Source organism: Sphingomonas segetis (assembly GCF_009720245.1).
Taxonomy (GTDB): Bacteria; Pseudomonadota; Alphaproteobacteria; order Sphingomonadales; family Sphingomonadaceae; genus Sphingomicrobium; species Sphingomicrobium segetis.
The window spans coordinates 1-13,441 of record NZ_WJSQ01000069.1 but is presented as its reverse complement, the minus strand read 5'-3'; the positions used below and the strand labels follow the sequence as shown (position 1 = coordinate 13,441).

Below are 13,441 nucleotides of genomic sequence, written 5' to 3'. Positions count from 1 at the left end.
GGCTGGACCCACCGCGAGTTCGCCCGCGCGCTTGGGGCGGCGGTGGGCACCAGGCCCGCAATCGTCTCGTCGCCCGGCATCCTGCTCCGCCTCGCCGCGCGCGCCGACCAGCTCTTGCGCCGCGACAAGGCCAGGCTCACCGTCGACCGCGCCGCTTATTTCTCCCACCGCAACTGGGTGGTAGAACTCAAGCGCGCCGCCCCACCCGAGCTGTGGCGGCCCGCGATCCCGACCCCCCAGGGACTAAGGGAAACCGCGGACTGGTATCGCGCCCAGGGCTGGGTTTAGCAGTCGAGTGCATTGAAATGGTCTCGCGCGGCCCCACCTCGGCTCGATGTTTCCGCTCTCGGTCCTCGACCTGTCGCCGATTATCGAGGGGAGCGACGCGGGGCAGTCGCTGCGCAACTCGGCCGAGCTTGCGCGCCATGTGGAGCGGCTTGGTTACAGGCGCTTCTGGATGGCCGAGCATCATTCGATGCCGGGCATCGCCAGCGCGGCGACCGCGGTGGCGCTCGCTTACGTCGGGTCGCAGACCTCGACGATCCGCATCGGCGCCGGCGGGATCATGCTGCCCAACCACGCGCCGCTGATCATCGCGGAGCAGTTCGGAACGCTCGAAAGCCTGTTCCCCGGCCGGGTCGACCTCGGCCTCGGCCGGGCGCCGGGCACCGACCAGGTCGCCGCTCAGGCGATGCGTCGCAACCTCGCCTCGGATGCCAACCGGTTCCCAAACGATGTCGTCGAGCTGGCGAACTATTTCAAAGGCGAAAGCGGCCGCGTCCGCGCAGTCCCGGGCGAGGGCCTGAATATCCCGCTGTGGATCCTCGGCTCGAGCCTGTTCGGCGCGCAGCTCGCGGCGATGCTGGGCCTGCCTTACGCTTTCGCCTCGCATTTCGCGCCGCAGATGATGATGGAGGCGATCGACCTCTACCGCCGCCGCTTCGAACCGTCGGACCAGCTCGACAAGCCTTATGTGATGCTCGGATTCAACGCGATCGTCGCCGACACCGACGAGCAGGCGGAGCTGCTCGCGACCTCGGTCCAGCAGGCGTTCGTCGCGCTGCGCACCGGCAACCCGACCAAGCTCCCGCCACCCAGGCCCGGCTATGCCGACGACCTGCCGCTGGAAGCGCGCGCGATCCTGCGCTCGGTCCTGTCCGCCTCGGCGATCGGCAGCCCCGAGACCGCGCGCCGCCAGTTCGACGATTTCGTCGCCCGCGCGAAGCCGGACGAGGTGATCGTCACCGCACAGATCTACGACCATCAGGCGCGCCTCCGCTCCTACGAGCTCCTCATCGAGACTGTCCGCCAGTCCTCCGACGCACTCGCCTGACAAGGAGATCCATGTCCGCCTTGTTCACCCCGTTCGAGATCGGCGGTCTGAAGCTCGCCAACCGCATCGTCATCGCGCCCATGTGCCAATATTCGGCCGAGGACGGCAGCATGACCGACTGGCACGTCATCCATCTCGGCCATCTTGCCTTGTCCGGCGCGGCGCTGCTGACGATCGAAGCGACCGCGGTGACGCCCGAGGGCCGGATCAGCTACGGCGACACCGGCCTGTGGTCCGACGCCAACGAGGAAGCGATGGCGCGCGTGCTCGCCAGTGTCCGCCGATGGTCCGACATGCCGATCGCGATCCAGCTCGGCCACGCCGGCCGCAAGGCTTCGACCGACAAGCCGTGGTTCGGCGGCGCGCAGATTGCGCCGGACGTGGCCAACGGATGGCAGACGGTCGCGCCGTCGCCGATCCCATTCCTCGAAGGCGAGAACCCGCCGGTGGAGCTCGACCGCCCCGGCCTCGACCGCATCCGCGATGCATTCGCCGATTCCGCGAAGCGCGCCGCGCGCCTCGATCTCGCCGCGGTCCAGCTCCACGGCGCCCACGGCTATCTCCTCCACCAGTTCCTCTCGCCGCTCTCGAACCGCCGCACCGATGAATATGGTGGCAGCCTGGAGAACCGCATGCGCTTCCCGCTCGACGTGTTCGACGCCGTCCGCGCTGTCTTCTCGGCGGACCGCCCCGTGACGATGCGCGTGTCCGCGACCGACTGGGTCGAGGGCGGCTGGGACATCGACCAGACCATCGCGCTTGCGCGTGCGCTCGAGCAGCGCGGCTGCTCCGCGATCCACGTCTCGTCGGGCGGGCTCGACCCGCGCCAGCAAATCCCGGTCGGCCCGGGATACCAGGTGCCGCTCGCGCGCGCGGTGAAGCAAGCGGTCGACATGCCCGTCGTCGCGGTCGGCCTCATCACCGGGTTCGAGCAGGCTGAAGCGATCGTCGGCACCGGCGATGCCGACCTCGTCGCGCTTGCCCGCGGGATCCTCTACGATCCGCGTTGGCCGTGGCACGCCGCCGCCGCGCTGGGGGCCAGCGTGAAGGCGCCGCCCCAATATCTCCGCTCCCAGCCCCGGCAGCACCAAGGGTTGTTCGAGTCCGAGTGACGGTCGCGGGCGCGCCGCGCCTTGCAACATTGCCTCGCAGATGATTTGATTTTGCTTCGGGAGCGGGGGCGTGAATGGCGAAGGTCTTTCTCAGCTATGTTCGCGAGGACCTGACCACCGCGAAGAAGATCGCGTCGGCGCTGGAACGTGCCGGTCACAGCGTCTGGTGGGACCGCCATATCCGCGGTGGGGCCGAGTTCGCGGACGAGATCGACCGCGCCCTCGAAGCGGCCGAAGCAGTCGTGGTTCTCTGGTCGAAGCGGTCGATCAAATCGGCGTGGGTGAGGGACGAAGCGGGAGCGGGGCGCGATTCCGGCCGCCTGGTTCCGGTGCGGATCGACAATTGCCAGCCGCCGCTCGGTTTCCGGCAGTATCACGCGATCGATCTGCGCGTGCCGCGCAAGGCCATCGACGATTTCGCGTTCGCGGAGCTCGACGACGCGGTTGCCGCGATCGCCGCCGGCGCCGATCTGCCCCGGCGCCAGTTCGAAGGAAGCGAAGATCCAGGCAACCTCACACGGCGGCGGCTGCTGATCGGGGCAGGCGCAGCGACGGCGCTCGCCGCGGCTGGCGGCGGTGCCTTCCTCTACCGCGAGTCGAAGCGGAACGAAGTGCCGCCGGAAGTCCAACCGTTGCTGCTTCAGGCAAAGCAGCTGGCCAACCAGAACACACGCGAGGGCCAATATCAGGCGATCGCTTTGTACCAGCGCGTCACGCAGGTCGCGCCGGGCTATGCCGACGGCTGGGGCTGGCTCGGCTACATGTACGGCGTCGTTTCCCACTTCCGCGAGCGTCAGGAGAGTCTCGCGCTTCAGGCCAGGGCGCAATCCGCGGGACGCCGCGCGCTCGAGCTCGATCCGCATAGCGCGATGGGCGAGGTGGCGCTGTCGGTCGCGCTGCCCTTCGTCGGCCATTGGGGGGAGCGTGAGCAGCGCCTTGTCCGCGCGCTCTCGCTCGATCCGGACAACGACGAGATTCTGATCATGATGGCCGTCGCGCTGATCTTTGCCGGACGCGCGAGCGAGGCTGTGCCGTTCTACCAGCGCGTGAAGCGCAAGCCACTCACACCCGCCGAATATACCAACTTCATCAGCGCTTTGTGGTGCGCCGGACGGTTGCCGGAGTTGGACCATGCACTGAGCGATGCGGCCTCGCTTTACCCCACCCAAGGCACGATCTGGTTCTCACGCCTGGAAATCGCGGCCTTTGGCGGCCAGAGCGATGAAGTCGCCGCCATCGGCGACGACGCGCAGGGGAGGCCGACCGGCGTGACCGATGACGAAGTGAAGGACTATTTGCGGCTCGCTCGAGCCACCCAGAGTCGCGATCAAGCCGAGGCCCGGGCGATCATGGCCGATCGGATGCGGGGCGCGGCAACTTCATCCAATCAAGCCGAAGACTCGATCAGGGTCGCGAGCGCGCTTGGACAACTCGATGAGGCTTTCGATCTCGCCAATGCTTATTATTTCGGGCGGCCATTCGTCATCCCCGATTACCGCGCAAAGAGCAGCTTCTCGCCGGAGCAGCGGCGCACCCGCTGGCTGTTCGAGCCGGTAACGAAGCCGATGCGCGCCGATGCGCGCTTCGAACGGCTGGTGAACGACCTCGGCTTTCACCGCTACTGGCGCGAGTCCGGCCATCCGCCCGATTACCGGCGCATCCCTGGCCTCTGACGGGTCAATTTCCACGCGTGGCGACCGGTCGATGGAACTCTGCCGCGTTTCGACGCTTTGAACATTCGTTCAGAAAGCGACGGGGGCCGTTGGACTCACTTTGGCGCCATTGCGACGGCCTGCGCACCCATTTCCGCGTGGACGCGGCAATGCGGTTCGGCGTCCTCTCCGCGCTCGTTCTGCCGCTGTGCGCTTGCAATCGAGGGATCTTCGACCCGGTCGGTCCCGTTGCCGCCGCCGAAAAGCAGATCCTGATCAATTCGACCGCGATCATGCTCGCGATCATCATCCCGACGATGATCGCCACGGTCGCCGTCGCCTGGTGGTTCCGTCGCGGCAATGCGAAGGCTACGTATCGCCCCGACTGGGAATATTCCGGCGCGATCGAGCTGGTCGTCTGGGGGGTTCCGATCCTCACCGTCATGCTGCTCGCCGGAATCGCGTGGATCGGAAGCCACGATCTCGAACCGAGCAAGCCGCTGAAGTCCGACAAGCCCCCGCTGACGGTCGACGTCGTGTCGCTCGACTGGAAATGGCTGTTCATCTACCCGGAGCAGGGGATCGCGACCGTGAATCGGCTGGTCGTCCCGGCGGGGACGCCGGTCAACTATCGCCTGACGTCGGCGACCGTGTGGAACGTCTTCTGGGTCCCGCAGATGGGGACGATGATCTACACCATGCCGCGGATGACCACCCGGCTCAACCTGCAGGCCGACCGGCCGGGCATCTATGACGGGCTCTCGGGCCATTTCAGCGGCGACGGCTTCCCGGGAATGCAGTTCAAGGCTCACGTGCTGCCGCCGCAGCAATTTGCATTGTGGGTCCAGAGCGCGCGCGGCAGCGGACAGGCGCTCGACGGACGCGCCTATGCGGAGCTTTCGAAGCCGACCAGCTATGTGAAGCCGACCACTTATGGCGCCGTGGCGCCGGGGCTGTTCGATGCGATCGTCGCGGACCGCGTTCCGGGCACGCAACTGCTTCCTCATAACCGGCCCACGACAGAACAGGGAGCCGGGCATGTTCGGTAAGCTCAGCTGGGACGCGATTCCCTTCCATGACCCGATCCCTCTGTTCACCTCGCTGGTCGTAATCCTGGCGCTGGCCGCCCTCGCCATCTGGGTGTGGCGCAAGGGCTGGTGGCCCTATCTCTGGCACCAGTACATCACGTCTACCGACCACAAGAAGATCGGCATCATGTACATCGTCCTGGGCCTGCTGATGCTGGTCCGCGGCTTTTCCGACGCGATCATGATGCGGCTTCAGCAGTCGATGGCGATCGGGGCATCGCAGGGCTACCTGCCTCCCGAGCATTACAACCAGATCTTTTCGGCCCACGGCACGATCATGATCTTCTTCGTCGCGATGCCGCTCGTCATCGGCTTCATGAATTTCGTCGTTCCGCTGCAACTCGGCGTTCGCGACGTCGCCTTTCCGACGATGAACAACGTCAGCTTCTGGCTGACCGCGTCGGGCGCGCTGTTGATCAACGTCAGCCTGTTCGTCGGCGAGTTCGCACGGACCGGCTGGCTCGCTTACCCGCCGTTGAGCGAGCTCCGTTTCTCGCCCGGCGTCGGGGTCGATTACTACCTCGTGGCGTTGCAGATATCCGGTGTTGGGACGATCCTCACGGCGGTCAATTTCGTCACGACGATCCTGAAAATCCGCGCGCCGGGGATGAGCTACATGCGCATGCCTGTGTTCTGCTGGACGTCGCTGGCTTCCAACCTGCTGATCCTCGCCGCCTTCCCCGTGCTCACGGTCACCTTGGGCCTGCTGATGCTCGACCGCTACCTCGGATTTCACTTCTTCACGAACGACGGCGGCGGCAATTCGATGCTCTACATGAACCTGATCTGGGTCTGGGGGCATCCGGAAGTCTACATCCTCATCCTGCCCGCATTCGGCATCTACTCCGAGGTTGCCGCGACCTTCTCCGGAAAGCCCCTGTTCGGCTACCGCTCGATGGTCTTCGCGACGCTCGCGATCTGCATCATCTCCTTCTGCGTGTGGCTCCACCACTTCTTCACGATGGGCGCCGGCGCGGACGTCAACGCCGTCTTCGGAATCGCCAGCATGATCATCGCGATCCCGACTGGAGTGAAAATCTTCAACTGGTTGTTCACCATGTACGGCGGCCGGGTCCGCTTCAGCGTACCCATGCATTATCTGATCGGATTCATGCTCACGTTCGTCATCGGCGGGCTGACCGGTGTCCTGCTCGCGATCCCGCCGGTCGATTTCGTTGTCCACAACACCCTCTTCCTGATCGCCCATTTCCACCAGGTGATCATCGGCGGCGTCGTCTTCGCGATTATGGCCGGCTACACCTACTGGTTTCCCAAGGCATTCGGCTTCACGCTCGACGAACGGCTGGGCAAGGCCGTCTTCTGGTGCTGGTTCATCGGCTTCCATCTCGCCTTCATGCCGCTCTACGTGCTCGGCTTCTGGGGCGGCACGCGGCGCTTGCAGCATATTTCCGATCCAAGCTGGGCGCCGTGGCTGCACGTCGCGCTGCTCGGCGCCGTCATTATCGGCGTCGGCATCGTGCTGACCGTCGTGCAGCTGCTTTACTCGATCAGGACCCGCGACCAGCGGCGCGATGTGACCGGCGACCCGTGGGACGGCCGGACGCTCGAATGGCTGACCCTGTCGCCGCCGCCGCATTACAATTTCGCGGTGCTCCCCGACGTCCATGGCGAGGAAGCCTATTGGACGCGCAAGCAGACCGCGATCAAGCAGGTCGCGCTGATCGAGGAGCCCGACTACCAGCCGATCGAAATGCCGGTCGATACTCCGACCGGGGTGATATGCGCCTTCTTCACCTCATTGTGCGGCTTTGCCGTTATCTGGCACATCTGGTGGCTCGCGATCCTCGGTCTGATCGGCGCGTTCGCCGTCCTGGTCTGGTACGCGTGGCGCGACGAGCATGAGCATCTCATCCCCGTCGGCGAGGTGAGGAAGAACGCCCGCGAGCGGCGGCGCATCCGCATGGAACATCTCCACGAACTGAGCCAGTCGACATGACGAACGAAGCTGCGACCATCGGGCTCACCCACGGCGGCTCCGAAGACACCGGCCTCGGCCACCGCGGCCCGGAATCGAAGAGCATCGTCGTCCCTTACGGCTTCTGGCTGTTCGTTCTTTCGGACATGGTGCTCTTCTCGGCGCTGTTCGCGACCTATGCGACGCTGGTCCTCGCGACCGACGGCGGCCCGACGACGAACCAGCTGTTCGACCGCAACCTGGTGGCGATCGAAACGATCGCGCTGCTGGTGTCGAGCTTTACCTGCGGCCTCGCGATCATCGCGGCCCGGCGTTCCAACATGGTCTGGGCCCAGGCATGGCTTCTCGTGACCGGGCTGCTCGGCGCCGTCTTCCTGTCCATCGAGCTGTACGAATTCGCGATCATGATCGGCGAGGGCGCGGGCCCGCAGCGAAGCGCCTTTCTATCCTCCTTCTTTACGTTGGTCGGTTGCCACGGAGCGCACGTAACGGCGGGGCTCCTGTGGATCGGCACCATGATGGCCCAGGTCTGGGCCAAGGGTTTCCAGCCACACATCATGCGGCGCCTGCTTTGCCTCAGCGTCTTCTGGCACGCGCTCGACATCATCTGGGTGGCCATCTTCACCATCGTCTATCTGATCGGGACCTTGCCATGACCGAACCCGAAGCCGAACAAATGAGCGTCGCTCCCGGCGAGCCGCACGACAGCCTGCTGAGCGAATCCCTGAGCTACGTCATCGGCCTCGGGCTCGCCCTCCTGCTTACGGCGGTGTCGTTCTGGGTCGCTTCGACCTCGGTGCTGTGGGGGCCCGGAGTCGCCACCGGCCTGGTAGTGCTCGCGATCGCCCAGATGGGCGTCCACCTCGTCTTCTTCCTCCACATCACCAGCGGACCCGACAATACCAACAACATACTTGCGCTCGCCTTCGGCGTGCTGATCGTGTTCCTGGTGATGATCGGCACGATCTGGATCATGTCTCACATGAATGCGAACATGGGCCCGACGCCGGAAATGATGAATCTGCACACTCAGCGCGGCTGATCGCCGTCCGCGCCCTCACGGCCGCCGCAAAGCGCCCTAATCGCGCCGGATTGCGTTGCGAAGGCGGCGGCTGACCACTAACGCGAGCCCGCCATGCCCGACCGCCAGCAGATTTACGCCACGACCGTCCAGCTCATCGAGCCGTTCAACAAGAAGGACGCCGCGATCACCGAGGCGACGCGCTTCGCGCAGGACCTCGAATGGGACAGTCTCACCGTCCTCGACTTTGTCGCCACCGTCGAAGACGAGTTCGACGTCATCATCACCATGAACATGCAGGCCGAGATCGAGACCGTGGGCCAGCTCGTCGACGCGCTGGTGCGGCTCAAGGCGTGATGGACAATCCCCATCTCGTCATCCCCGCGAAAGCGGAAACCCAGCTCAACGGAGAACAACTCGGTTCCCGGTTCCGCCAGAATGACGAGCGGGTGGGATGACCGACCTGTTTTCCAAGTTCGACCCGCTGATCGAGCAGCGCGAGACCCTCCTCGAGAGCGGCCTCACCGACCCCTTCAACCTCGTGATGGAGGAGGTCGAAAGCCCAACCGTCGCAATCTGCAACGGCAAGCGCACGATCCTCCTCGGCACTTACAATTACATGGGGATGACGTTCGATCCGGACGTCATCGCCGCGGGCAAGAAGGCGCTCGAGGACTTTGGCTCGGGCACCACCGGAAGCCGCGTCCTCAACGGCACCTATGCCGGCCACAAGGCGGTCGAGCAGGCGCTGATGGACTTCTATGCGATGGATCACGCGATGGTCTTTTCGACCGGCTACCAGGCGAACCTCGGCGTGATCTCGACGATCGCCGGCAAGGACGATTACATCGTCCTCGACATCGACAGCCACGCCTCGATCTACGACGGGTGCGCGCTCGGCAATGCGCAGATCGTGCCGTTTCGCCACAACGATGTCGAAGCGCTGGACAAGCGGCTGAGGCGGCTCCCGGCCGAAACCGGCAAGCTCGTCGTCCTCGAAGGCGTCTATTCGATGCTCGGCGACGTCGCCCCGCTCAAGGAGATGGTCGCGGTCTCGAAGGCGGCCGGCGCGATGGTGCTGGTCGACGAGGCCCATTCGATGGGCTTCATCGGCGATCACGGCCGCGGAGTCTCCGAGGCGCAGGGAGTGATCGACGACGTCGACTTCATCGTCGGCACCTTCTCCAAGTCGGTCGGCACCGTCGGCGGCTTCTGCGTCTCGAATCACCCGAAGTTCGAGATCCTGCGGCTGGTCTGCCGCCCCTATGTCTTCACCGCCTCGCTGCCGCCCTCCGTCGTCGCCACCGCCGCGACCTCGATCCGCAAGCTGATGGACAGCGCCGCCAAGCGCGAGCATTTGTGGGAGAATTCGAAGCGCCTCCACGCCGGCTTGCGCCAGCTCGGCTTCACGCTCGGCACCGACGATCCGCAATCGGCGATTATCGCGGTCATCATGCCGGATCTCGAGACGGGCGCGGCGATGTGGGAGGCGCTGCTCGACGAGGGCCTCTACGTGAACCTCGCCAGGCCGCCGGCGACGCCGGCGGGGATGACATTGCTGCGCTGCTCGCTGTGCGCGCTCCACAGCGAAAGCCAGGTCGGGGACATCCTCGGCATGTTCGCTGCGGCAGGACGTGCAACCGGCTGTATAAGCTGAGGATTTGGGCAGGAACCTTTCACTTTCCCCCAATGGTTAACGCGACTAGATTGGCCGCATGATAGGGGACGGGGAAGAGGACGAGGTCCGCTTCGACTGGCGAAGAGGGGGCGCTGCGGCCGCGGGCCTCGCCGCGGCCTTGATCCTCGTCGCCATGGTCGTCCTCGTGAAATTCGCGAACGACGCGCGCGAAAAGGCGCTCGATGCGGAGCGCCACTCCTATGAGGTCGCGCTCGTCGTCCGAAACGCCAGCGCGAGCCTCGCCCAGGCCGAAGCCGCGCTGGCGCGCTTCGTGCTCGACGAGGACAAGGACACGAGCGGCAACATTTACGTCAGTAACTGGCAGCTGGCGGGATACCAGATCAACCAGCTCGGCGATCTCCTCCGCGGCAGCCCCGAGCAATTGCGCCGCGTCGCTGAGGCTCAACAGCTCTACAGGATGCGCGGAGAGCAGCTGGCGCTGGCGGCTCGTGCCGCCGCGGCAAAGCAGGGCGATGCCGGAATCCGCTATTTTTACGCCGCCGCGATCGAGACCAGGGAAAACCCCAGCATCGGACACCGGCTCGATAACAAGCTGGACGAGATCATCCGCGCCGAGCGCTCTTCGATGCGCAACCGCATCCAGCAGAGCGAGTTCTTCTCCAACCAGGCGGACCAGTTCACCAATTATCTCAGCTGGTTCGGCATTCTCGTCGGCCTCGGCGCGATCGTCCTCGGCGTGATCGCCTTCCAGTCGCTGCGCCAGAACCGGCTCGCCCGCAAGCACGCGGAATCCGAATCGGAGCGCGCCGAGGCGCTCGAGCTCGCGGTCCGCGACCGAACGCAGGAGCTGTGGGAGGCCAACCAGGCGCTCAGGGCCGAGGCGCAAGAGCGCGAGGCCGCCGAGGCGCAGCTGCGCCAGGTGCAGAAAATGGAGGCGGTCGGCCAGCTCACCGGCGGCATTGCGCACGATTTCAACAACATGCTCGCGGTGGTCGTCGGCGGCATCGACCTTGCGCTCCGGCGCCTCAACGGCCCCCGCCGCGAGATCATGATCCACCTCAACAATGCGATGGAAGGCGCGACCCGCGCCGCCGCCCTCACGCGCCGCCTGCTGTCCTTCGCGAGGTCGGAGCCGCTGCTGCCCGAGCGGGTCGATTCGACCGGGCTGATCGGCGGCATGTCCGACCTCCTCGACCGCACGCTCGGCGAGCGCATTCGCATCGAGGTCGACCTCGAGCCCGACGCCTGGGCGATCTACGTCGACCCGCACCAGCTCGAGAATGCGATCGTCAATCTCGCCGTCAACGCGCGCGACGCGATGGAAGGCGAGGGGCTGATGCGCATCTCGACGGAGAACGTGCATCTCGCCGCGAACGAGGTCGGCGACATCCGTCCCGGCGACTATGTGAAGGTCAGCGTCACCGATACCGGCTGCGGCATGTCGCCGGAGGTGCTCGACCGCGCCTTCGAGCCCTTCTTCACCACCAAGCCGGTGGGCAAGGGCACCGGCCTCGGCCTCAGCCAGATTTTCGGCTTCGCTCACCAGTCGGGCGGCGAGGTCGGGATCGAAAGCCAGGTCGGCCGGGGGACCACCGTGTCCATCTATCTGCCGCGTACCGAGCAAGCTGCGGAAGTCCGCATGCACCCGGCCGCGCAGCGCCGCGAAGATGCCGACGTTCATGTCGCCGGCGCGCGCATCTTGCTAGTCGAGGATGACCCCCGGGTGCGGACCGCGACCGTCGACGCGCTCGAAGACCTCGATTACGCGCCCGTCGCCTGCGGCAGCGGCGCCGAAGCGATCGAGCGGTTCCGTGCACAGGAGTTCGACCTCGTCATCAGCGACGTGATCATGCCCGAGATGACCGGCCCCGAGCTGATCCGCCACCTCAAGGAGACGAGCCCGCGCGACTTCGCGGTGCTGTTCGTCACCGGCTATGTCGGCGAGGGCGAGAGCGACGACCTTCGTCGCAACGAGCTTTTGCGCAAGCCCTTCACCGTCGGCGCCCTCGCCAGCGCCGTCGCCTCCGCGCTCGCGCGAACCGCTAGCGAACCGCCCCGGACTTCAGCAGCCGCGGCAAAAGGCTGATCGCCGCGAGCAGCGGATGCCGCTGCTGCCACGGCTTGAGCCGGATGTCCGTGCCTGCATGCCGGTTGATCTTCCACGCGATATAATCGGCGCCGCCGGCGAAGGTCAGGCTCGCCTTGGCGAGGCGCGCGACCGAGTAGAGCTTCCCGCGCCGCTGCTTGCGCTTCCACCAGCGCAGTGCCTGCACCCGCCGGCGCGAAGGCCCGGCCGTCGCCTCCAGCACCGCCGCCCCGAAGCGCTCGTACCGTTCCGGGTCGGCCTCGACGATCGCCGCTGACCGGCCCGCCCGCTCCGCCCGCAGCTCGGCCGCGAAGGTCTGTGCGAAAGCGCGCTTCCACAACGCCGGTACGTCGCGCCGGTCGACCAGCGGCAGGGTCCAGCCGAGCAGGGTGGGCGCCGCGCGGCTGACGGTTTCGATCGCCCGTGCCGCTGCTGCCTCGTTTGCGCTCCAAACCAGCCGCGAAGGCTGTGCGAACCGCGCCGCGGTCGACACGGTCCATGCCTCCGGACCGCACTCGTGGGCGAAGTCGGCCTCGCTTAGCACCGCATATTTGGAGACCAACCCGTCATGCTCGAAATGGAAGACGTTGGGCGGGATCAGCCGGTTCGCTCCAGCCAGCCAGCGCTTCGCATAAGCGGCGCGGTAGTCGGACACGATCAGGTAGAAATCGAGCATCAGCCCATCGAGCTGCTTCTGGCGGAGGCAGGAGCCGTAGAACAGCACCGCCCGGCTCGCCGCCTCGTGCCTCGCCGCGATCGCCGCCGCCACCGCCCGCACCCGCGGGTCGACGGGGCCGCTCAATTCCTCGGCTACCAGCTTGCGAAGTTCGCTCACGGTATCGGTTCTATCACGCGCGCAAAGCGCGCAAATCCTTCGTGTGAAATCATTGTCTTGAAGCTTCGTTGCGCTCGAGCGCTACGCCGCCAGCTTGACGAACGACAGCGGGTGCGCCGGCTGAAGGTTGATCGGGTTGCCGCGCTCGGTGCGGAAGGTCTCGCCGTCGAGGATCAGGTGCGAGCTCTCGCCCTCGATCGTCACTTCGTCGACTTCCTCGAAATGGACGCCGCGCATCTTCCTGCCCTTGTACCCCCCGGTCAGCCCCGCCGCGAGCACGCGAAGGACCGAACCCGCGCGCTCCTCGATCGCCAGCACCTTGAGCGGGCCGCGGCCTTCGCCGCCAATGGTATTCGACAGCAGCATCTTGTTGAGCGTGGTCACGGCGAGGAAGGCGAAGCGTCCCGAGATGCGGTCGCGCCGCGGCATCACCAGATCGGTCGTGGTCGACAGCGACGGCAGGAAGCTGGCCTTCAGCTTGAGCAGCAGCTGCGCGACATAAGCGACAAAGGTGAGGGCGTGGCTGATGCTGTTGGGCAGCCCCAGCGGATAGATTTTGTCGCGGCAGTAGAGCATCGTCTCGGCGAGCCCGGCGCCGCCCAGGAACATGCCGATCACCGGCCGGTCCTCGGCGCCGCGGCGGCGCAGCGCGATCAGCTCGCGCGGCACCACATATTGCGACAGCTCGTCGGCGCGGGCGAGCTCGATCAGCCGCTCGAGCGTCTGGATCGCGCCGCCG

At 66.0% G+C, this 13,441-nt stretch carries 12 protein-coding genes and 1 pseudogene; 11 read left to right on the top strand and 2 right to left on the bottom strand.

Translation table 11 applies throughout. The features are described from left to right. From GH737_RS15265 to GH737_RS08265, 11 genes and pseudogenes are all read left to right on the top strand, one after another. Nucleotides 1–288 (top strand): annotated as a pseudogene (locus GH737_RS15265) (NAD(P)-dependent oxidoreductase); the annotation flags it as partial. A gap of 46 nt (nucleotides 289–334) precedes the next feature. After that, nucleotides 335–1,333 (top strand): LLM class flavin-dependent oxidoreductase, encoded by a 999-nt coding sequence (locus GH737_RS08310; RefSeq protein WP_155264374.1) that lies wholly within the window; start codon nucleotides 335–337, stop codon nucleotides 1,331–1,333. Nucleotides 1,334–1,344: 11 nt separating this feature from the next. Continuing rightward, nucleotides 1,345–2,445 (top strand): NADH:flavin oxidoreductase/NADH oxidase, encoded by a 1,101-nt coding sequence (locus tag GH737_RS08305; protein WP_155264373.1) that lies wholly within the window; start codon nucleotides 1,345–1,347, stop codon nucleotides 2,443–2,445. A 74-nt stretch (nucleotides 2,446–2,519) separates the two neighbouring features. Next, the gene (locus tag GH737_RS08300) at nucleotides 2,520–4,118 is read left to right on the top strand and encodes a TIR domain-containing protein (RefSeq protein WP_155264372.1); all 1,599 of its coding nucleotides are present in this window, start codon (nucleotides 2,520–2,522) and stop codon (nucleotides 4,116–4,118) included. Nucleotides 4,119–4,207: 89 nt separating this feature from the next. Continuing rightward, on the top strand, nucleotides 4,208–5,146 hold the full coding sequence (cyoA, locus tag GH737_RS08295) for a ubiquinol oxidase subunit II (RefSeq protein WP_155264371.1): 939 nt from the start codon (nucleotides 4,208–4,210) through the stop codon (nucleotides 5,144–5,146). Next, complete coding sequence (gene cyoB, locus GH737_RS08290; RefSeq protein ID WP_155264370.1) at nucleotides 5,136–7,142, top strand: cytochrome o ubiquinol oxidase subunit I; 2,007 nt, start codon at nucleotides 5,136–5,138, stop codon at nucleotides 7,140–7,142. The genes cyoA and cyoB overlap by 11 nt, the downstream gene beginning before the upstream one ends. Further along, entirely contained in the window at nucleotides 7,139–7,777 is a 639-nt protein-coding gene (cyoC, locus tag GH737_RS08285) for a cytochrome o ubiquinol oxidase subunit III (protein WP_155264369.1), read from the top strand. Before cyoB ends, cyoC begins: the two co-directional genes overlap by 4 nt. Next, the gene (gene cyoD / locus GH737_RS08280; protein ID WP_155264368.1) at nucleotides 7,774–8,163 is read left to right on the top strand and encodes a cytochrome o ubiquinol oxidase subunit IV; all 390 of its coding nucleotides are present in this window, start codon (nucleotides 7,774–7,776) and stop codon (nucleotides 8,161–8,163) included. Before cyoC ends, cyoD begins: the two co-directional genes overlap by 4 nt. A 93-nt stretch (nucleotides 8,164–8,256) precedes the next feature. Beyond that, a complete protein-coding gene (locus GH737_RS08275) occupies nucleotides 8,257–8,499 on the top strand; it encodes an acyl carrier protein (RefSeq protein WP_155264367.1) in 243 nt (80 codons plus the stop codon). A 97-nt stretch (nucleotides 8,500–8,596) separates the two neighbouring features. Then, nucleotides 8,597–9,799 carry a serine palmitoyltransferase gene (spt, locus tag GH737_RS08270; protein ID WP_155264366.1) on the top strand — a complete coding sequence of 401 codons (1,203 nt, stop codon included), beginning with the start codon at nucleotides 8,597–8,599 and terminating at the stop codon, nucleotides 9,797–9,799. A 58-nt stretch (nucleotides 9,800–9,857) separates the two neighbouring features. After that, nucleotides 9,858–11,867, top strand: coding sequence for an ATP-binding protein (locus tag GH737_RS08265; RefSeq protein ID WP_155264365.1), 2,010 nt, complete (start codon nucleotides 9,858–9,860; stop codon nucleotides 11,865–11,867). Here the strand turns inward: GH737_RS08265 and GH737_RS08260 are convergent. Both GH737_RS08260 and GH737_RS15260 read right to left on the bottom strand, forming a co-directional pair. Then, nucleotides 11,824–12,702: a hypothetical protein gene (locus tag GH737_RS08260; RefSeq protein WP_155264364.1), complete on the bottom strand. Its 879-nt coding sequence runs from the start codon at nucleotides 12,700–12,702 to the stop codon at nucleotides 11,824–11,826. The two genes, GH737_RS08265 and GH737_RS08260, sit on opposite strands and share 44 nt — an antisense overlap. Nucleotides 12,703–12,783: 81 nt before the next feature. Beyond that, the coding region (locus GH737_RS15260; RefSeq protein ID WP_196233056.1) for a diacylglycerol kinase at nucleotides 12,784–13,441 on the bottom strand (658 nt) is incomplete at its 5' end.